Source organism: Geodermatophilus sp. YIM 151500 (assembly GCF_025716945.1).
In the GTDB taxonomy this organism is placed as follows: Bacteria; Actinomycetota; Actinomycetes; order Mycobacteriales; family Geodermatophilaceae; genus YIM-151500.
Map to the genome: position 1 here is coordinate 184,096 of NZ_JAOVZT010000005.1, position 17,743 is coordinate 201,838.

General features: G+C 73.0%; 18 protein-coding genes and 1 pseudogene. 10 read left to right on the top strand and 9 right to left on the bottom strand.

Annotated features, from left to right (window positions below):
* Positions 1-21: 21 nt before the first annotated feature.
* From OF117_RS10975 to OF117_RS10995, 5 genes are read right to left on the bottom strand one after another with little or no spacing between them, the layout of a single operon-like run.
* Positions 22-1,275: an ABC transporter substrate-binding protein gene (locus OF117_RS10975; protein WP_263552872.1), complete on the bottom strand. Its 1,254-nt coding sequence runs from the start codon at positions 1,273-1,275 to the stop codon at positions 22-24.
* Positions 1,272-2,525, bottom strand: a complete 1,254-nt coding sequence (locus OF117_RS10980) for a branched-chain amino acid ABC transporter permease (protein ID WP_263552873.1) — start codon at positions 2,523-2,525, stop codon at positions 1,272-1,274. The genes OF117_RS10975 and OF117_RS10980 overlap by 4 nt, the downstream gene beginning before the upstream one ends.
* Positions 2,518-3,408, bottom strand: coding sequence for a branched-chain amino acid ABC transporter permease (locus OF117_RS10985; RefSeq protein ID WP_263552874.1), 891 nt, complete (start codon positions 3,406-3,408; stop codon positions 2,518-2,520). Before OF117_RS10985 ends, OF117_RS10980 begins: the two co-directional genes overlap by 8 nt.
* A complete protein-coding gene (locus OF117_RS10990; protein ID WP_263552875.1) occupies positions 3,405-4,274 on the bottom strand; it encodes an ABC transporter ATP-binding protein in 870 nt (289 codons plus the stop codon). The genes OF117_RS10985 and OF117_RS10990 overlap by 4 nt, the downstream gene beginning before the upstream one ends.
* Complete coding sequence (locus OF117_RS10995; protein WP_263552876.1) at positions 4,271-5,074, bottom strand: ABC transporter ATP-binding protein; 804 nt, start codon at positions 5,072-5,074, stop codon at positions 4,271-4,273. The genes OF117_RS10990 and OF117_RS10995 overlap by 4 nt, the downstream gene beginning before the upstream one ends.
* A 232-nt stretch (positions 5,075-5,306) precedes the next feature.
* Here OF117_RS10995 and OF117_RS22135 point away from each other — a divergent pair.
* Positions 5,307-5,528, top strand: a pseudogene (locus OF117_RS22135) (hypothetical protein); the annotation flags it as partial.
* Positions 5,529-5,652: 124 nt separating this feature from the next.
* Entirely contained in the window at positions 5,653-6,300 is a 648-nt protein-coding gene (locus OF117_RS11000; RefSeq protein ID WP_263552877.1) for an ATP-binding protein, read from the top strand.
* Between the two features lie 12 nt (positions 6,301-6,312).
* On the opposite strand, the gene OF117_RS11005 is transcribed toward OF117_RS11000, so the two are convergent.
* From OF117_RS11005 to OF117_RS11015, 3 genes are all read right to left on the bottom strand, one after another.
* Positions 6,313-7,353, bottom strand: a complete 1,041-nt coding sequence (locus OF117_RS11005; protein WP_263552878.1) for a zinc-dependent dehydrogenase — start codon at positions 7,351-7,353, stop codon at positions 6,313-6,315.
* 61 nt (positions 7,354-7,414) lie between these two features.
* Positions 7,415-7,852 (bottom strand): PTS sugar transporter subunit IIA, encoded by a 438-nt coding sequence (locus OF117_RS11010; protein ID WP_263552879.1) that lies wholly within the window; start codon positions 7,850-7,852, stop codon positions 7,415-7,417.
* Positions 7,853-7,897: 45 nt separating this feature from the next.
* Positions 7,898-9,436: a PTS mannitol transporter subunit IICB gene (locus tag OF117_RS11015; RefSeq protein ID WP_263552880.1), complete on the bottom strand. Its 1,539-nt coding sequence runs from the start codon at positions 9,434-9,436 to the stop codon at positions 7,898-7,900.
* Positions 9,437-9,756: 320 nt separating this feature from the next.
* Between OF117_RS11015 and OF117_RS11020 the strand changes: the two genes are divergently transcribed.
* The 3 genes from OF117_RS11020 (at position 9,757) to OF117_RS11030 (ending at position 12,143) form a co-directional block, all read left to right on the top strand.
* Positions 9,757-10,707: a sugar-binding transcriptional regulator gene (locus OF117_RS11020; protein ID WP_263552881.1), complete on the top strand. Its 951-nt coding sequence runs from the start codon at positions 9,757-9,759 to the stop codon at positions 10,705-10,707.
* Positions 10,704-11,528 carry a phosphotransferase gene (locus tag OF117_RS11025; protein ID WP_263552882.1) on the top strand — a complete coding sequence of 275 codons (825 nt, stop codon included), beginning with the start codon at positions 10,704-10,706 and terminating at the stop codon, positions 11,526-11,528. The genes OF117_RS11020 and OF117_RS11025 overlap by 4 nt, the downstream gene beginning before the upstream one ends.
* Positions 11,529-11,645: 117 nt before the next feature.
* Positions 11,646-12,143, top strand: a complete 498-nt coding sequence (locus tag OF117_RS11030) for a hypothetical protein (RefSeq protein ID WP_263552883.1) — start codon at positions 11,646-11,648, stop codon at positions 12,141-12,143.
* 126 nt (positions 12,144-12,269) lie between these two features.
* Here the strand turns inward: OF117_RS11030 and OF117_RS11035 are convergent, their stop codons facing one another.
* Entirely contained in the window at positions 12,270-13,775 is a 1,506-nt protein-coding gene (locus tag OF117_RS11035; RefSeq protein WP_263552884.1) for a helix-turn-helix domain-containing protein, read from the bottom strand.
* Between the two features lie 172 nt (positions 13,776-13,947).
* Between OF117_RS11035 and OF117_RS11040 the strand changes: the two genes are divergently transcribed.
* From OF117_RS11040 to OF117_RS11060, 5 genes are read left to right on the top strand one after another with little or no spacing between them, the layout of a single operon-like run.
* Complete coding sequence (locus tag OF117_RS11040; protein WP_263552885.1) at positions 13,948-14,991, top strand: amidohydrolase family protein; 1,044 nt, start codon at positions 13,948-13,950, stop codon at positions 14,989-14,991.
* Between the two features lie 13 nt (positions 14,992-15,004).
* The gene (locus tag OF117_RS11045) at positions 15,005-15,802 is read left to right on the top strand and encodes an iron-sulfur cluster assembly protein (RefSeq protein WP_263552886.1); all 798 of its coding nucleotides are present in this window, start codon (positions 15,005-15,007) and stop codon (positions 15,800-15,802) included.
* Positions 15,799-16,824 carry an NAD(P)-dependent alcohol dehydrogenase gene (locus OF117_RS11050; protein WP_263552887.1) on the top strand — a complete coding sequence of 342 codons (1,026 nt, stop codon included), beginning with the start codon at positions 15,799-15,801 and terminating at the stop codon, positions 16,822-16,824. Before OF117_RS11045 ends, OF117_RS11050 begins: the two co-directional genes overlap by 4 nt.
* 10 nt (positions 16,825-16,834) lie before the next feature.
* Positions 16,835-17,353 (top strand): DUF1097 domain-containing protein, encoded by a 519-nt coding sequence (locus OF117_RS11055; RefSeq protein ID WP_263552888.1) that lies wholly within the window; start codon positions 16,835-16,837, stop codon positions 17,351-17,353.
* A gap of 20 nt (positions 17,354-17,373) precedes the next feature.
* Complete coding sequence (locus OF117_RS11060) at positions 17,374-17,697, top strand: putative quinol monooxygenase (RefSeq protein WP_263552889.1); 324 nt, start codon at positions 17,374-17,376, stop codon at positions 17,695-17,697.
* Positions 17,698-17,743: the final 46 nt, after the last annotated feature.

Consider the following 17,743-nt stretch of genomic DNA (forward strand, 5'->3'; position numbering starts at 1 on the left):
CGCCGTCGCGGGGGTGCGGGGTCAGCCCCCGGCGACCGCCTGGGCCAGCTCGCTCTCGAAGGCCTCGGCCGCGACCGTGGCGCCGCCCGGGACGTCGGCCGGCCGCAGCACGAAGCTGGACAGGCTCGGCGACCGGCCGACCTCGAAGCCCTGGATGGGGACGATGAGGCCGCCGGTGTCGACCTCCTCCAGCGAGGTGAAGGCTTCGAGCACACCCGCGCGGGTGAGGTCACCGTTCTCGCAGGCGGTGTCGAGCACCTGCTTCATCGTCTCGCTCATCCCGAAGCCGAAGACGACGCCGAGGCTCGGCACGGAGTCCGGGTAGGCCTCCTGGTACTGCCGCAGCAGATCGGGGTGCTGGTCGAAGGCGGAGATGGGCGAGGCGATGTAGAGGTCCTCCTTCAGCTTGCCCGCCGCCGGGCCCTGCAGGAGGCCGGGGGCGAACACCGGGTTGCTGCCGAGGATCGGCACGTCCAGGCCCTGGGCCTGGGCCACCGTGGCCACCGACGCCAGCTGCGTCGGCGCGACGGTCAGCACGATGGCGTTCACCCCGGCCGAGGCGAACTGGGTGACGATCGCGCTCATGTCCTGGTCGGTGGCCTTGATCTGGGCCTCGACCACCTCCAGACCGCGCTGCTCGGCGACCGCCCGGGTGCCCTCGAGGCCGTTGGCGCCGTACTCGCCCTCGAAGTAGATGTGGCCGACGGTGTCGCCCTCGGCGAGCAGTCCCTCCTGGAAGAGGTAGTCGTAGCCGTTGGCGATCTCCACGTCGTAGGTGGCGCCGAGCACGCCGGTGCCGGGGATCTGGGTGAGCGTCTTGGACCAGGCCGACGGGAAGTTCACGATCTGGTCGGACTCGTACTCCGGCGCCAGCGCGGTGTTGATCGGCGAGCCGATCGTCTGCTGCATGGCCAGGACGCTGTCCTGGATGCTGCTGTACAGCTGCACGCCCTGCTGCGGGACGTAGCCGGTGTCCTGGATGTTCAGCTCGACGTCGTAGGTGTCGCAGACCTGGTTGTTCTGCCAGAACAGCGTGTTGGCGTTGGTGATGTCGTTGCCCAGCGCGGCGAACACACCGGTGAGGTCGGTGAGGACGCCCAGGGTGATCGTGGTCCCCTCGACGCCGACGTCGGTGAGGACGTCGGCGGCCTCGCCTCCCCCGCCGCCACCGCCGCCGGAGGACTCCGGTGCCCGCGTGCTGCACCCGCTGGCCACCGCGACGACGGCGGCTGCGGCCAGCACCGTGGCGGTGCGCGGCTTCCTGGACTGCTTCATGTGGTGGTGCTCCCTTGTGCTGGTCGGTCCGACGGGTCGGGACGGGTGGAACCTTCGGGGGAGTCCGGCGGCGGCGGGGTCGTCGTCCCGCCGCCGGGCCGGGTCAGGCGGCGGCGGAACCGGTGCGCGAACCCGGCCAGCCCGGCCGGCTCGAAGAGGATGACGAGGATGATCGCCACGCCGAAGAGGAAGCGGGCGGCCTCACCGGGGGCCAGCCCGGCCTCGCCCGGGCCGCCGACGAACGGGACGACGTCGGCGTAGCGCTGGAAGACCAACGGCAGGGCGACGACGAACGCGGCGCCCAGCGCGGCCCCGCCCACCGAGCCCAGGCCGCCCAGGACGATCATGGCCAGGTAGAGGATCGACAGCTCCAGCCCGAAGGACTCCGGCGCGATGCTGCCGATCGACAGCGCGAGCATGACGCCCGACAGCCCGGCGTACATGGAGCTGATCATGAAGATCCGGGCCTTGTAGCCCTGCACGTTGACGCCCATGACCGCGGCCGCGACCTCGCTGTCGCGGGCGGTCTGCATCGCGCGGCCGGGGCGGGAGCGCAGCAGGTTCCGGGCGAACACGTACGCACCGATGGCCAGGACCAGGCCCAGGTACCACAGCCGCTCGGCCTCGCGGTACGGGACGCCCAGCACCCACAGCTGCGGGTCGGTGTTGCCGAACGTGAAGCCGAACAGCGAGAAGTCCGGAGCGGCGCGGCCGTTGAAGCCGCCGGTGACCGGCGTCCAGGTGTTGAGCAGGTGGATGCCGATGAAGACCAGCGCCAGGGAGGCGACGCCGAGGTAGATGCCGCGCAGCCGGGCCGCGATGGGGCTGAAGATCAGCCCCGCCAGACCCGCGAGCAGGACGCCGACGACCATGCCGACCAGCGGCGGCAGGCCCAGCCCGTCGAGCTCCGCGACGCCGAGCCCGCCGGGCTCCCCGGACACGTAGACGTAGCTGGTCGCGCCGACGGCCAGGAAGAAGGCGTGCGCGAGGGAGAGCTGGCCGGCGTTGCCGACGAGCAGGTTGAGCCCGATGGCACCCACGATCGCGCCGAACACCGCGAAGCCGGTGCGCAGCCAGAACTCCCCGAAGTAGAGGGGGAAGGCCAGCGCGACGAGCAGCAGCGCGAGCAGGACCACCAGCCCGACCAGCGAGCGCACGCCGCGGCGGCGACGCGCGGGAGCGGGCCGCGTCCCGCTCCCGGTGGCGCCGCCGGCCGGCGCCTCGGTGGTGCGTGCGGTCGGGCTAGACACGGGTCAGCTCCTTGGTCCCGAACAGTCCCGACGGCCGGACCAGCAGGACGGCGATCATCACGATGAAGGGCACGATGGCGCTGAACCCGCGGCCGAGGAACAACAGCTGGTCCTGGTAGCCGGCCGCGAGGGCCTCGGCGATGCCGATGAGCAACCCGCCGACCAGCGCCCCGCCGGTCGAGTCCAGGCCGCCGAGGATCGCCGCCGGGAATGCGCGCAGCGCCACGGCGTAGTTCGCCGGCGTGACCCCGGGGGTGGGGGAGCCGACCAGGAACAGGGCCGCGACCCCGGCCAGCACCCCGGCGACCACCCAGGACACGGCCGAGACCCGGCCCTGGCGGATGCCCATCAGCGCGGCGGTCTCACCGTCCTCGGCGGACGCGCGCATCGCGACCCCCCAGCTGGAGTACTTGAAGGCGGCGAAGAAGGCGGCGATGAGCGCGCCGGCCACCAGGATGGCGATCAGCCGGTTCTGGCTGAGGCCGACCGGGCCGATCCGCACCGACTGCCCGCCCCACGGGTGGGGAACGTTGAGGATGTCCGAGCCGATCCGCCGGACCAGCTCGGTCAGCAGGATGATGTCGACCCCGATGGTGACGATCGCCAGGCTGATCACCGCAGCTCCGCGCAGCCGGTTGATGATCAGCCGCTCGACCAGGAAGGCGGCCACCGCGGTGATCAGCAGGCCGGCCAGCACGGCGAGCCAGAAGCCGAGCGGTCCGGACAGCCGGGCGATGGAGTAGGCGCCGAGCAGCAGCAGCGAGCCGTGCGTGAAGCTCACCACCTCGCTCGACTTGAAGATGATCACGAAGCCGAGGGCGATGAGGGCGTACAGCGCGCCCAGCGAGACGCCGTTCAGCAGCAGCGACAGGAACTGGTTCACGAGGACGTCCCGGGAGCGTCGGCGGGGTGGTGGTGGGCGGCGGCCGCGTCGGGGCTGACGTCGTCGCCCGAGCCGAGGTAGGCGCGGATGACCTCCGGGTCGCGCTGAACCTCGGCCGGAGTGCCGTCGGCGATCCGCCGTCCGAAGTCGAGCACGGTGACCCGGTCGGCCAGCGACATGACCATCCCCATGTCGTGCTCGACCAGGACGATCGAGATCCCCAGGGCCGACCGGATCTCCAGGATGGCGTCGGCCATGCGGCTGGTCTCGTCGGCGTTCATGCCGGCGACCGGCTCGTCGAGGAGCAGCAGGCGCGGCTCGGTGCACAGCGCCCGGGCCACCTCCACGCGCTTCTGGTCGCCGTAGGAGAGCACGCCCACCGGGACGTGCAGCTTGTCGCCCAGCTCGAGGAACTCGGCGATCTCCGCGACGCGGGCGCCGTGCCGCTTGCCCTCCCGGGTGGCCCGGGGCAGCCGCAGGCCGGCGGCCAGGAAGCCGGCCGTGGTGAGGTGGTGGCGGCCGAGCATGAGGTTCTCGGCGACCGACTGCGTGCCCGAGAGCGCGATGTTCTGGAACGCGCGGGCGACCCCGATGCCGGCGATCTTGTGCGGCCGCATGTGGTCGAGGCGGTGCTCGCCGAAGCGCACCTCGCCCTCGGCGGCCTTGTAGACGCCGGAGAGGACGTTGAACATCGTCGACTTGCCGGCCCCGTTCGGGCCGATGATCGCATGGATCGTGCCCGGCTCCACCGTGAACGAGACGCCCGCCAGCGCCTTGATGGCGCCGAACCGGACGCTGACGTCGCGGACCTCGACCGGCGGGATGTCGTCGCGGACGGTGCCCGCCCCCACGGGTGCCGCGCTCACGCCGTCCACCGGGACAGCGTGCGGCCCGAGGTGGCCCGGCGACCGCGCTGGTGGTCGGCGTCGTGGCCGAGGTAGAGCCGCTGCACCTCGTCGGTGCCGGCCAGCACGCCGGCCTCGCCCGACAGGGACACCTCACCGACGTCGAGGACGTAGGCCAGGTCGGCGACGCCCAGCGCCATGGTCGCGTTCTGCTCGACCAGCAGCACCGACGTGCCCTGCCGGTTGATCTCGGCGATCACCTCGCCGATCTGGCCGATGACCCGCGGTGCGAGGCCCAGCGAGGGCTCGTCGAGCAGCAGCAGCTTCGGGCTGGCCATCAGCGCCCGGCCGATCGCCAGCATCTGCTGCTCGCCGCCGGACAGCAGGCCGCCCCGCTGCGAGCTGCGCTCCTTCAGCACCGGGAACAGCTCGTGCACGCGCGCCTGGGCCGCGGCCCGCGCGGCGCGGTCGCGGTTGCCCATGGCCCCGGCGCGCAGGTTCTCCTCGACCGTCAGCCGGCCGAAGATCCGCCGGCCCTCCGGCACCTGCACCACGCCCGAGCGGACCGTCTGCGCCGCGTCGCGCGCCAGCAGGTCGGTGCCGTCGAGCCGGACCGAGCCGGACTCGACCCTGCCGCGGTGCAGCTTCAGCGTTCCGGAGACGGTGCGGAGGAGAGTGCTCTTGCCGGCGCCGTTGCTGCCGAGGACGGCGACGACCTTGCCGTCGGGCACCTCCATCGAGATCCCGCGGAGCGCCTGCACGGCCCCGCCGTAGGTGACGCGCAGGTCCTGGACGGTCAGCACGGGGCGCCGGGCCCGCATGCCGACGCGAGCGGACGGAACGGGGCAGGACGACCCAAAGCAGAACCTCCGGTGGCCAGGGCCCGACTCGGCGCGAGCGTGCGAGCAGTGTGTGCGGGCTCACAGTAGTGGGCCACGTGCTCCACGCCGATCCGCACCCGAATCGTTGTGAAGCGTCCGCCGTCCGCCGTCCGCCGTCCGCCGTCCGTGGTCCGCGGTCCGCGGTCCCCGGGTGCACGCCGCGCGCGGGCGGGTGAGCCGTGGTCGTCGACGGGCCGGGCGCGCCGGGCAGGGCGACGGCGCTGCTCGTGGGCGGTCTCCTGCTGGGCGTCGGCCAGCCGCTGACGACGAGCCTGGTCACCCGGGCGGTGCCGGACGACGCGCGCAGTGCGACCGCCGCGACACCGCATACGCGGCGCTGTTCCTCGCCTCCGACGAGGTCCGCTTCGTCACCGGCACCGAACTGGTGGTCGACGGGGGCATGTCGGCCCGCTGCGACCGACGGAGTGGATCCGTCGTGGTCACTGCGACGGCTCCACTCCGCACAGGTTCCTCCCAGGTCGCGGTCGCATCATCGGGGACGACCCCGGGGAGGTGCGGTGCGGACGGATGCGGTGGTCGGGGCGGCCCGTTCCGCGGGGCCGGATCCCGCCGGCCGGGGCCGGACGCTCGTCGTGGTCGGCGGGCTGCCCGGCGCCGGCAAGACGACGTTGCTGCGCCGGTTGCTCGCTCAGCGGCCGGCGGGCGTGGTCGGACTGGACTCCGAGGACGTCGCCGCGCGGCTGACCGCGGCCGCCGGTGGGCTGCCCTACCGCGCGCTGCGGCCGCTCGTGCACGTGGTGCACCGCGTGCGGGTGGTCGCGATGACCCTCGGCGGTGCGCCGGTCGTCGTCCTCACCGACCCGTGGACGAGCCCGTGGTGGCGGGCGGTCGTGACGGCGGCCGCCCGACGGGCCGGGCGGTCGGTGCGACTGCTCCTGCTCGACGCCCCCCAGGACGCGGCGGAGGACGGCCAGGCAGCCCGCGGGCGGGTGGTGCCGGAGCGGTCGATGCGCCGGCACGCCGCTCGGTGGGCCCGGCTGCTGCGGCGGCTGGACGCCGACCGCGACGTCGACCCCGGCGCCGACCGCGACGTCAACCCCGGCGCCGACCCGTCGACGATCCTGCGCGTCGACCGGGCCGGCGCCCGCCGGCTGACGCTGGACGGCGTGCTCCGCGGTCGGCCCGACGACCCGCCGCCGGCCTGACCGCCGTCGCGCTCAGGGCTCCACGGTGACCTTGATCGCCTCGCCCTTCGCCACGATGTCGAACGCCTCCAGCGCGCGCTCCAACGGCAGCCGCACGCTGATCAGGTCCTTGACCGGCACCTGGCCGCTGGAGATGTACTCCAGCGCGCGCTTGTTGTGCGCGGGCGCCGAGCCGTTGGCGCCCATGATCATCAGCTCGCGGTAGTGCACCAGGTTCGAGTCCAGCTGGATGAACGGGTTGGTCTTCGGCAGGCCGCCGAAGAACGAGATACGCCCGCGCCGCGCCGCCATCCGCACCGCCTGCTCCTGCGCGACGTTGGCCGCCGTCGCGGTGATCACCACATCGGCCCCGCGCCCGTCGGTGAGCTCCATCACCCGCTCGACCACGTCGACCTCGCGCCCGTTGAGCACCTCGTCGGGCTTGACCGCGTCGGCCGACATCGCCAGCCGGTCGGCGAGCACGTCGATGAGGAAGACGCGGCTCGCGCCGTTGGCCCGCGCCAGCCGGATGTGCAGGCAGCCGATCGGGCCCGCGCCGAACACCACGACCGTGTCGCCGTCGCCGACGTGCACCAGCTCCTGCGCGTTGATGGCGCAGGCGAAGGGTTCGGCGACCGAGGCCTCGTCGAAGCCGATGTTGTCGGGGATCCGGTTGAGGCCGTCGACCTTGAGCACCTGGCGCGGCACGATCAGGTACTCGGCGAAGCCGCCGTCGTACTGGTAGCCGACCGACGTCTGGTTGGCGCAGACCGCCATCCAGCCGCGGCGGCACTCGTAGCACTCCCCGCAGGGCACCGCGGCGATGACCTGGGCGCGGTCGCCGACCGACCAGCCGTCGACGTCCGCGCCGACCTCGACCACCTCGCCGGCGATCTCGTGCCCGATGATCCGCGGCGGGCTGAGGTTCTGGTGCCCGTTGTGCAGGATCTTGACGTCCGTCCCGCAGGTGGAGCAGTTGCGGACGCGCATCTTGACCTCGTCGCGACCGCAGGCGGGTTCCGGGGCGTCCTCGTAACGGACGTCCTCGGGTGCGTAGAACCGCAAGACCTTCATCCGTTCCCGTCCTCGTCCTCGTCGTCCTCGGTCCCGGCCGCACCGGGCTCACCGATCGGCGTCACTCCTCGTTGACCGCGTGCAGGAGCTGGTAGAGCTCGTCGGCCGATCCGGCGTCGAGCAGCTTCGCCACCTCGTCCTCGTCGGAGAAGATCATCGCGATCCGGCCCAGGATCTCCAGGTGCCCGCCCTCCACGCCGGCGATCCCGACCGAGAAGCGGACCTCGTTGCCGTCCCAGTCGATCGGCCGGTCGTAGCGGACGACCGAGAGGGCCGAGCGCCGGATGGTGTCCTTCGCCTCGTTCGTGCCGTGCGGGATGGCCAGGTAGTTGCCCATGTAGGTGGACACCGACTTCTCCCGCTCGAACATCGCGTCGACGTACGCGGGGTCGACCGCGCCGGCGTCGACCAGGAGCTGCCCGGCCTCCCGGATCGCGTCGTCCTTGTTCGTGGCGCTGCCCGGGACCTTGATGTGCGCGGGCGCCAGGATGTCGCTCACGGTGCCGGCTCCTCCGATCCTCCCGGCCGCTCGGGCCCCGACGGCTCAGCCCTGCGAGGTCGCACCGCGCGCATTGGTCTCCTTCAGTTCCTCGACGATGGCGTCGTACTTGGGACTGTTCATGAAGTTGTCGACCGACACGTGCTGGGCCGAGGGCGACATGCTCTGCGCGCGTGGCGTCAGGTCCCGGTGGGTGACGATCAGGTCGATGTCGTCGGTGAGGTTGGCGATGGCCAGGTTCCTGACGTTGACGTCCTCGAAGCCGGCCTTCTTGATCTTGTTGCGCAGCACCGACGCACCCATCGCGCTCGACCCCATGCCGGCGTCGCAGGCGAACACGATGTTGTGGATCGGCGTGCGGCGCGACCGGGCCTCGTGGGCCTCCTCGGCGGCCTCGGCCTCGGCCTCCAGCCGCTCCTCGGGGGAGAGGACGCCGGCGACCGAGCTGCGGCTGCCCTTCATGGCCTCCATCGAGGCGGTGGCCTCGGCCAGGTCGCCCTCCTTCCGCTTGCTCAGCCGCAGGAGCAGGGAGCACACGAGGAACGACGTCGCCGCCGACAGCAGCACCGAGAGGATGACGCCGAGGAAGCTGCTGGCCGGCGTCTGGGCCAGCACCGCGATGATCGAGCCCGGCGCCGCCGGCGCCCGCAGCCCGGCGTCGAAGATGGTGAGGGTGGCGATGCCGACCATCCCGCCGGAGATCATGCCCAGCAGCAGGATCGGCTTCATCAGCACGTACGGGAAGTAGATCTCGTGGATGCCGCCGAAGAAGTGGATGATCGCGGCGGCCGGGGCGGTGCTGCGGGCCATGCCCGTCCCGAAGACCATGTAGGCGAGCAGCAGCCCGAGGCCCGGGCCCGGGTTCGCCTCGAGCAGGAACAGGATCGACTGCCCGTCCTGCGCCGACTGCTGCACGCCCAGCGGGGTGAGGACGCCGTGGTTGACCGCGTTGTTCAGGAACAGCACCTTGGCCGGCTCGATGAGGATGCTGGCCAGCGGCAGCACGCCGTTGTCGACCAGCCAGTCGACGCCGTTGCCCAGCGCCCGGGAGAGCGCCTGCACGAACGGCCCGAAGGCGAAGTAGCCGACGACGGCGAGCCCGGCGCCCGCGATGCCGGCGGAGAAGTTGTTGACCAGCATCTCGAAGCCCGGCTTGATCTTGCCGTCCCAGAGCTTGTCGAGATGCTTCATGACGTAGGCCGCGAACGGACCCATGATCAGCGCGCCGAGGAAGGTGGGGTCGGGCACGCTGATGATCACGCCCATGGTGGCGACCACCGAGACGACGCCCCCGCGCAGGCCGTAGACCATCCGGCCGCCCTGCATCGCGATCAGCAGCGGCAGCATGTAGCGGATCATCGGCCCGACCAGGCCGATGTTCGGGTCGCCGGCGGCATCCTCGCCGAACCCGCCGAGCCCGGGGACCGGCGTCCAACCCGTCTCGATGAAGAACGCCGTGATGATCCCCCACGCGATGAACGCGGCGATGTTCGGCATGATCATCCCGGACAGGAAGGTGCCGAACTTCTGGACGGCGATCCTGGCTCCGGAACCCCTGGTCGGCGCGTCCGAGGCTGTGCTCACTGTTGGCCCCTGCTCCTCGTCGGTCGCGGGCCCCGACCCGGCCCGGTGCTCTGGACCTGCTCACGCTCGTCGCGGGGCCGGCCGGCGTCCCCGGTACGGGCCGGAGGACCGTTCGCCGACTCCGGGGCCCGGTGGGACCGGGCGGGGGGCGGGACGACGGCGGAGCGGGCGATCGGCTCGTGACCCGTGCGCGACGAGTGTCGTGACCCAGGTCACCCGCGGTCAAGTCAGACGTGGCAAAATGCGCGCCAGGCGCTCAGATGAGCGCACGGTCGGGCGGTCGGGACGCTCGCCAGCGGGAAGCTCGGTGCAGGAGGTGGATGACCGTGCCTCCGGTGGGGCCGGCGGCCCTCGTGCTGTCGGCGTCGGTCGCGCGCCGGTACTACCTCGACGGGCGATCCAAGGTGGAGATCGCCGAGGAGTTCGGGCTCAGTCGCTTCAAAGTGGCCCGGCTGATCGACGGAGCCCGGGACAGCGGCCTGGTCCGCATCGAGATCGGGCACCACGGCGTCGTCGACGTCGACCTGTCGGCCCGGCTCGGCGAGCGGTTCGCCCTGCAGCACGCCGTCGTCGCGGCTGCCGAGGACGAGTCGACCGACGCGCTGCGGACCCAGGTCGGCCGGGTCGCCGCGGAGCTGCTCGCGGAGATCGTCGGACCGGACGACGTCCTCGGTGTCGCCTGGTCCCGGTCGGTCGGCGCGATGGCCCGGGAGCTGCCCCGGCTGGCCCCGGTCCCGGTGGTCCAGCTCACCGGCGCCCTGGCGATGCCCGACGGCGATGCCAACGCCATCGACATCGTCCGCGACGTCGCCCGGGCCGCCGGCGGCCCCGCCTATGTCTTCTACGCCCCGTTCACCCTGCCCGACGCGGCCACCGCCCGGGCGCTGCGGCGGCAGCGGGAGGTCGCCCTGGCCTTCGACCAGCTGCCCCGGGTGACCAAGGCGGTCGTGGGGATCGGGCTGTGGGCGCCGGGGCGGTCGACCCTGTACGACACGGCGGGGGAGCGCGACCGGACGGCGCTGCGCCAGCTGGGCGTGCAGGCGGAGATGTCGGGGGTCTTCCTCCGGGCCGACGGTGAGCCGGTGGCCGCCGAGCTGGCCGAGCGCATGATCGGCATCGGCGCCGAGCAGATGCGCGCGATCCCCGAGGTGGTGGTCCTCGCCTACGGGACGGCGAAGGTCCCCGCCGCCCGGGCGGCGCTGCGCAGCGGGCTGGTGGGCGGCCTGGTCACGCACCGCTCGTTCGCGCAGGCGCTGCTCGACGAGGCGTGAACGGGCGCGCCCGCGGGGCCGGGCCCGGGGACGACGGCGACCGGGAGGTCCCGTTGCCCGGCGGCGTCGCCAACCGGGGGCGGGTCGTCCGGGTCGGCGACACGGTGCGCCGTCCGGTGCGGAGCACCAGCCCGGCCGTCCACGCCCTGCTCGGCCACCTCGAGGCGGTCGGTTTCGACGGGGCGCCGCGCTTCCTCGGCATCGACGCGCAGGGGCGCGAGGTGCTCAGCCACGTCCCCGGCGAGGCGGTCCTGCCGCCGTACCCCCGGTGGGCGTTCACCGACGAGGCGCTGACCAGCGTGGCGCGGTTGCTGCGCGCCTATCACGACGCCGTCGCCGCTTTCGACCCCTCTCCGCACGCGTGGCACGCGCCGCTGCCGGCGGAGTTCTCCGGAGGGCTGGTCAGCCACAACGACCCGAACCTGGACAACGTCGTCTTCCGCGACGGCCGCGCCGTCGCACTGATCGACTTCGACCTCGCCGGCCCCGGGTCACGGCTGTGGGACGTTGCCTGCGCCGCCCGCCTGTGGGCGCCGCTGCGACCCGAAGCGACCATCCACGACGCCCGCCGCGGCCGCTCCCTGCACCGGCTGGGCCTGTTCCTCGACGGCTACGGGGCGGACGAGGTCGACCGGAGCCGGGTGCTCGCGGCCGTCGAGGCGAACCAGGCGTGGTTCTGCCGGCTCGTCGAGCGCTACGTGGCCGCCGGTCACGCCGCGTTCGCCGAGTACTCCAAGTCGGACGTGCGCATGCAGGCCGAGCAGTACCGCCGCTGGCTGGCCGACAACGACGCGGCGCTGCGGGACGCCCTGGAGCCGTGACCGCAGCGGCCGGGCCGGCCGGGAGGATGTGCTGGTGGGCGGTCCGCGCCGCCGCCGCAGCGCGTGCCCGCGCCGCGCGTCCTCGGTACGGTCCTGCGCCATGGTGAGGGCGGGCCGATGGGTTGGCTGACGCCCCAGCTGGCAACGCTGATGGCCGCCCTCGTGGCCCTCGTCGGCGTCGGGGTGACCGTCCTCCAGAAGTGGCGCAGCGACCGGCGCGACGCATGGTGGCAGCGGGCGCAGTGGGCGATCGACAAGAGCTACAGCCCCGACCCCGACCAGCGCGAGATCGGCAACCGGTCGATGGGGGTGCTCAACCGCGACAGCTTCGGCATCTGGGACGCCGACCGTGAGGTGTTGAGGATCGCATTGCGGCGGTCCTTCGAGGACGCGGCAGCCTCCGCGGCCGCGCGGGAGCGGGTGGCAGCCGGGCGCTCGGACGCCGTGCAGCGCGCTCGCGTCGCGGCGGCGCAGTCGCTCATCGCGGTCGACGACCGGCTCGGCAGGGAGACGGACCCGGAGGTCTACGAGGTCGCCGGCGTGGATCCTGAGGCGCCGGGCGCCACCAGGCCGGGGCTGCTGCGTCGGATCACCAAGGCCCGCCGCGGCAGCTGACCACCCGCAGCCCGCCCCGCACCGGACGGTGACCCGGCCCGCGTGGTGGGCCGACGTGGACCGGAACCGCCGTCGGCAGGTGCACCGACGACGGCATCGGCAGCCGGGCGGCGGAGCCGGGCAGGCTCAGGCGCCCGGATCGGGAGACCGCGGCGGCAGCGCGAGGCCGTAGTGCGCGATCTTGCGGTAGAGGGTGGCGCGCCCGATGCCCAGCTCCTCCGCAGCGCGGGTGGCGGTCGCGCCGGGGGCCATGAGGGCTCGGGCGATCTCGTCGCGTTCCAGCCGCTCGAGCCGGGTCAGCGGCCGGGTGCCGCCGTCGAGCACCTCCGGGGCCAGGTGCGCGACGTCGACGACGTCGGTCCGGGACACGGCGTCCCGGACCACCCGCCGCAGCTGCCGCACGTTGCCCGGCCAGGAGCAGTTCTCAAGCACCTGCGCCGCGCGCGGCGTGAAGGCCACCTCCCGGTGGCGCTCCTCGCGGGCGACCGCGCGCGCGAGCGGCAGGACGTCGTCCGCCCGGCGCCGCAGCGGAGGCACCTCCACCACGGCGTCCACCAGCGCCGCCATCGACGCCGGTACCGCGGCGAGGTCGGGAGCGGTGAGGACGAACGGCTGGGGGCGGCCGTCCCCGCGCCGCACGCCCCCGAGCGTGGCGGCGAGCTCCTCGGCCACCCAGGCGGGCAGCCGCTCGACGCCGGACACGACGACGCAGCTGTCGGCGTCGCGCAGCGCCGGCGTCCACAGCTCCAGCCAGGCCGCGACGTCGGCCGGCTCCGGGGCGCGGGCGTGCAGGATCCGCTCGCGGCGGGCGAGCCGGCGGCGGGCCAGGGACGCCAGCGCCGCCTTGCCGGCGCCCGGCTCGCCGACCACGACGAGCACCCGACCGGCCGCGGTGGCCGCCTCCGCGGCCGCCACCGCCCGGCGCCATCCGGCGGAGACGCACGGATCGCCGTGCCCGGGCGCCAGCGGACCGCCGACGACGTGGAAGACCTCGCCGCGTGGCACGGGCCGCACCGGGCGCCCGGTCGACCGGGCCAGCATCAACGCGCTGGTGGCGCCGGCCGCGGCCTGGGCGAGAGCGAGCAGCAGGTCGGGGGAGGAGTCCGACCAGGTCGTGAAGTTGATGGTGCCGGCGAGGTCGCCGTCGACCGGGTCGAGCACCGGGACCGCCGCGCAGGTGTACCCGCGCAGCACCGTGCAGTAGTGCTCCGAGGCGCGGACCAGCGAGGGCGCCCGATCGGCGAGCGACAGCCCGAGACCGTTGGTCCCGGCGGTGCGCTCGGAGTAGAAGAAGCCGGGGGCGAGGTGCACCTGGTCCAGCGAGCGCCGGATGTCCCGGTCGTCACCCAGCCGCGCGAGCACCAGGCCGTCGCGGTCGGCCACCATGAGGCTGACCGGTTCGTTGGTGATGGTCCGGTGGAGGCCGGTGAGCACCTCGTGGGCGCACTCGTAGAGCAGCGACCCGGTGTCCACGGAACCCGTGAACACCGGCAGCACCTCGTCGGGCGGCACCCCGTACCGCGCGCTGCGGCGCCAGGACGCGCGCAGCCGCGGCGCTGCGTCGCGCGCCTCCAGCTCCGGGTCCGGCAGGGGCGCCGACGGGGCCGCCGGGGCGGCAGGTGCGGGATCCACGGGCAGCCTCCACACGTCGTCGTGCGGTCGGACGCTATGGCCGGGTCCGGCAGGGGGACACCGGTCCGTCGTCCCAAAGTGAGACAGACCACAGCTTTTCGGTGGTGCGCAACATACCTAGCGTTCCGGCCAGAAGGACACCCGTAGCTCGACGTGGCCCGGAGGGACGCAGATGTACACCAAGGACGGCGAGACCTACTTCATCGTCGACTCGCACATCGCGCTGTGGGACGGACGTCCCGAGAACCAGCGCAACGTCCACGGCAAGCAGTTCATCGACTGCTTCTACGACTACCACCGCAACCTCAGCCCCGAGTCCGAGGTCTGGTCGTACGAGGAGTACCTGTACCAGGGCGGCGAGCGCCTGATGCGGGACGTGTTCGCCGACGGCATGGTCGACCACGCGATCTTCCAGCCGGCCCGGCTGGCCGAGTTCTACCACCGGGGCTTCGGGCAGACCGAGGAGGCCGCCGCGCTCGCCGCGGCGCACCCGGACAAGCTGACCTACAACCACTACTGGGACCCGCGGGACGGGGAGAACGGCCTCGACGCGCTGCGCGCGGCGGCCGAGCGGTTCGGCCTCAAGGGCGTGAAGCTGTACACGGCCGACTGGCACGGCGAGTCGCGCGGCTGGAAGCTGACCGACCCGATGGCCTACCGGTACTTCGAGGCCTGCCGCGAGCTCGGCATCCGCAACATCCACATCCACAAGGGTCCGACCATCCGGCCCCTCGACCGGGACGCGTTCGACGTGGCCGACGTCGACCACGCTGCCACCGACTTCACCGACCTGACCTTCGTCGTGGAGCACTGCGGGCTGCCGCGGCTCGAGGACTTCTGCTGGATCGCCACGCAGGAGCCGAACGTGCACGCGGGTCTGGCCGTGGCCATCCCGTTCATCCACACCCGCCCGCGCTACTTCGCCCAGATCATGGGCGAGCTCCTCTACTGGGTCGGCGAGGACCGCATCATGTTCGCCAGCGACTACGCGCTCTGGACGCCGCAGTGGCTGGTGAAGCGCTTCGTGGACTTCCAGATCCCCGAGGACATGACCGAGTACGCCCCGATCACGACCGCGCAGAAGAAGAAGGTGCTCGGCCTCAACGCGGCGAGGCTCTACGACATCCCGGTGCCGGCGCACCTGCGGCTGCCCGACGCCGGCGAGCCGGCCACCGGTCCCCGCGAGCCGGCCGCGGCCGACCTCGCATCGGTGTGAGGGGCGTGTGCCGATGACCGCCGTCCTGCCCGAGCTGGCCACCTCCGTCCTCGGGTCCGACGTCCGCGCCGCTCTCGGCTCCGTCGTCGACCCCGAGCTCGACGAGCCGATCACCGACCTCGGCTTCGTCCGGTCGATCTCGATCGACGGCGACCGGGTCGAGGTGCACCTGCGGCTGCCGACCTCGTTCTGCGCGCCGAACTTCGCCTACCTCATGGCCTCCGACGCGCTCGACGCCGTCCGTGCGGTGCCCGGGGTCGCCACCGCGGTGGTCGAGCTCGACGACCACCACGACTCCGACCTGATCAATCGCGGCCTGGCCGCCGCCGCGGGCTACCGCGGCACGTTCGGGCACGAGGCCGAGGACTCCCTCGACGAGCTGCGGGCCACCTTCCACCGCAAGGCGCACACGGCCGCGATGGAGCGGGCGGTCACCGCCCTGCTGCGGAGCGACCGGTCGCTCGGCGAGGACGACGTGCACCGTCTGGTGCTCGCCGACCTGCCGGCCGGAACTCCGACCACGGAGTCCCTGCTGCGCCGCCGGGCGGCCGTCGGCCTGCCGCTGGACGGTTCTGCGCCGGTGCTGGTCGACGCCCACGGCGGCCGGCCCGATCCGGCGACGGCGGCGTTCTTCCTGCGGAAGGCCCGCTCCGTCCGCATCTCGATCGACGGCAACGCGCACTTCTGCCGCGGGCTGCTGCGCACCCGCTACCCGGGCGCCGAGCACGACCAGGTCGTCCGCGCGGACGACGAGACCGCCGTCCGCCCGCTGCTCCCGCTCCTCACCACCGCGAAGGGGATCCCGTCATGAGAGCTGTCCGCGTCGTCGGCTACCACCGGCCGCTGGAGATGGACGACGTCCCGGCGCCGGAGATCACCGGCCCGCACGACGTCATCGTCAAGATCGGCGGTGCGGGGGTCTGCCGCACCGACATCCACATCCTCGAGGGGCAGTGGGCGGAGAAGTCCGGCGTCCAGCTTCCCTACACGATCGGCCACGAGAACGCCGGCTGGGTGCACGCCGTCGGCAGCGCGGTCACCAACGTCGCGGAGGGCGACAAGGTGATCCTGCACCCGCTGATGACCTGCGGGCTGTGCCGCGCCTGTCGTTCCGGCGACGACGTGCACTGCGAGGACAACGCCTTCCCGGGGATCAGCACCGACGGCGGGTACGCCGAGTACCTCCGGACCTCGGCGCGCAGCGTGGTGCGGATCGACGACCGGCTGGAGCCCTCGGACGTCGCCGCGCTCGCGGACGCGGGTCTGACCGCTTACCACGCCGCGGCGAAGGCGGCGCGCAAGCTCCGGCCGGGTGACCGGTGCGTGATGATCGGCGCCGGCGGCCTCGGCCACATCGGCATCCAGGTGCTGGCCGCCCTGTCGCCGGCCGAGATCGTCGTGATCGACCGCAATCCCGAAGCGGTCAAGCTCGCGGAGTCGATCGGCGCGCACCACGGCGTGGTGGCCGACGGCAGCCAGGTGGAGCAGGTGCTCCAGTTGACCGGTGGGCACGGCGCCGAGCAGGTCGTCGACTTCGTCGGCGAGAACGGCTCGACGGCCGAGGGCATCGCCATGACCCGCCGGGCCGGCGACTACCACGTCGTCGGCTACGGGGAGAACGTGAACGTGCCGACGATCGATCTCATCTCGACCGAGATCAACATCATCGGCAACCTGGTCGGCTCGTACAACGACCTGGTCGAGCTCATGGCCCTCGCCGCTCAGCACAAGGTCACGCTGCACACCGCGAAGTACCCGCTGGACCGGTTCCAGGACGCCATCGACGACCTCTCGGCCGGCCAGGTGCGTGGCCGCGCGATCCTGGTGCCCTGAGGAGCCCGTCGTGAAGCGACTGATCGCCCTGGGCATCTCGATCGGCGTGCTGGCCGGTCTGTGGACCGTCCTCGCCTCCTCCGTCCCGGCGATCGGCGGGTGGGAGGCCCCGCTGGTCGTCTGGATCGGGTTCGCCGCCTGGGCCTGCTTCTACGCGGCCGGCGGCCGGCTGCCCGGCCTCACGAAGGGTCTGGCGTCCAACGTCAGCGGCCTGCTGTGGGGATTCGCCCTCCTGTGGGGCGCGACCGCGGTGCGCGAGGGATCCGTGGCCGTCCTCGGCCTGTTCGTCGCGCTCGCCGCCTTCGGCATGTGCGTGCAGGCCGCCTGGTCGCCGCTGGCCTTCATCCCCGGGGCCTTCGTCGGCGCCGCCGCGTTCTTCGGCAACGCCGGGGTGTTCTGGTCGACGTTGGCCTCCCTCGTCGCCGGGGCACTGCTGGCCTACGCCTCCGAGCTGCTGGGTGACCTGGTCGAGAAGGCCCTGCCGTCCCGCGGGGCCGCCCGGCCCCTGCGCGCCACCACGAACGTCTGAGTCAGAAGAGGACGACCCCGATGATCTTCATCACCGCCAAGTTCCCCGTCCGCCCCGAGTCCGCCGACGACTGGCCGAACATCAGCAAGGCGTTCACCGAGGCCACCCGCGCCGAGCCCGGCTGCCTGTGGTTCGACTGGTCGCGGAGCCTGGAGGACCCCACGGAGTTCGTGCTCGTGGAGGCCTTCCGCGACGACGAGGCGGCCAAGGCCCACGTCACCTCCGACCACTTCTACGCCGCGCAGAAGGAGCTGCCCCCGCACCTGGCCGCGACGCCGCGGATCGTCAACTTCACCGTTCCGCAGGACGACTGGTCCGAGCTGGGCGAGCTGCGCGTCGAGTAGGTCCCCCGCCCAGGGAACGGCGCCGGCCGACCGGCGGGTCTCCCTA

Bases quoted from the DNA above. Each gene is read 5' to 3' on its own strand.
- OF117_RS10975 (WP_263552872.1), bottom strand. From the start codon at position 1,275: ATGAAGCAGTCCAGGAAGCCGCGCACCGCCACGGTGCTGGCCGCAGCC.
- OF117_RS10995 (WP_263552876.1), bottom strand. From the start codon at position 5,074: ATGCGGGCCCGGCGCCCCGTGCTGACCGTCCAGGACCTGCGCGTCACC.
- OF117_RS11005 (WP_263552878.1), bottom strand. From the start codon at position 7,353: ATGAAGGTCTTGCGGTTCTACGCACCCGAGGACGTCCGTTACGAGGAC.
- OF117_RS11020 (WP_263552881.1), top strand. From the start codon at position 9,757: ATGACCGTGCCTCCGGTGGGGCCGGCGGCCCTCGTGCTGTCGGCGTCG.
- OF117_RS11030 (WP_263552883.1), top strand. From the start codon at position 11,646: ATGGGTTGGCTGACGCCCCAGCTGGCAACGCTGATGGCCGCCCTCGTG.
- OF117_RS11040 (WP_263552885.1), top strand. From the start codon at position 13,948: ATGTACACCAAGGACGGCGAGACCTACTTCATCGTCGACTCGCACATC.
- OF117_RS11045 (WP_263552886.1), top strand. From the start codon at position 15,005: ATGACCGCCGTCCTGCCCGAGCTGGCCACCTCCGTCCTCGGGTCCGAC.
- OF117_RS11050 (WP_263552887.1), top strand. From the start codon at position 15,799: ATGAGAGCTGTCCGCGTCGTCGGCTACCACCGGCCGCTGGAGATGGAC.
- OF117_RS11060 (WP_263552889.1), top strand. From the start codon at position 17,374: ATGATCTTCATCACCGCCAAGTTCCCCGTCCGCCCCGAGTCCGCCGAC.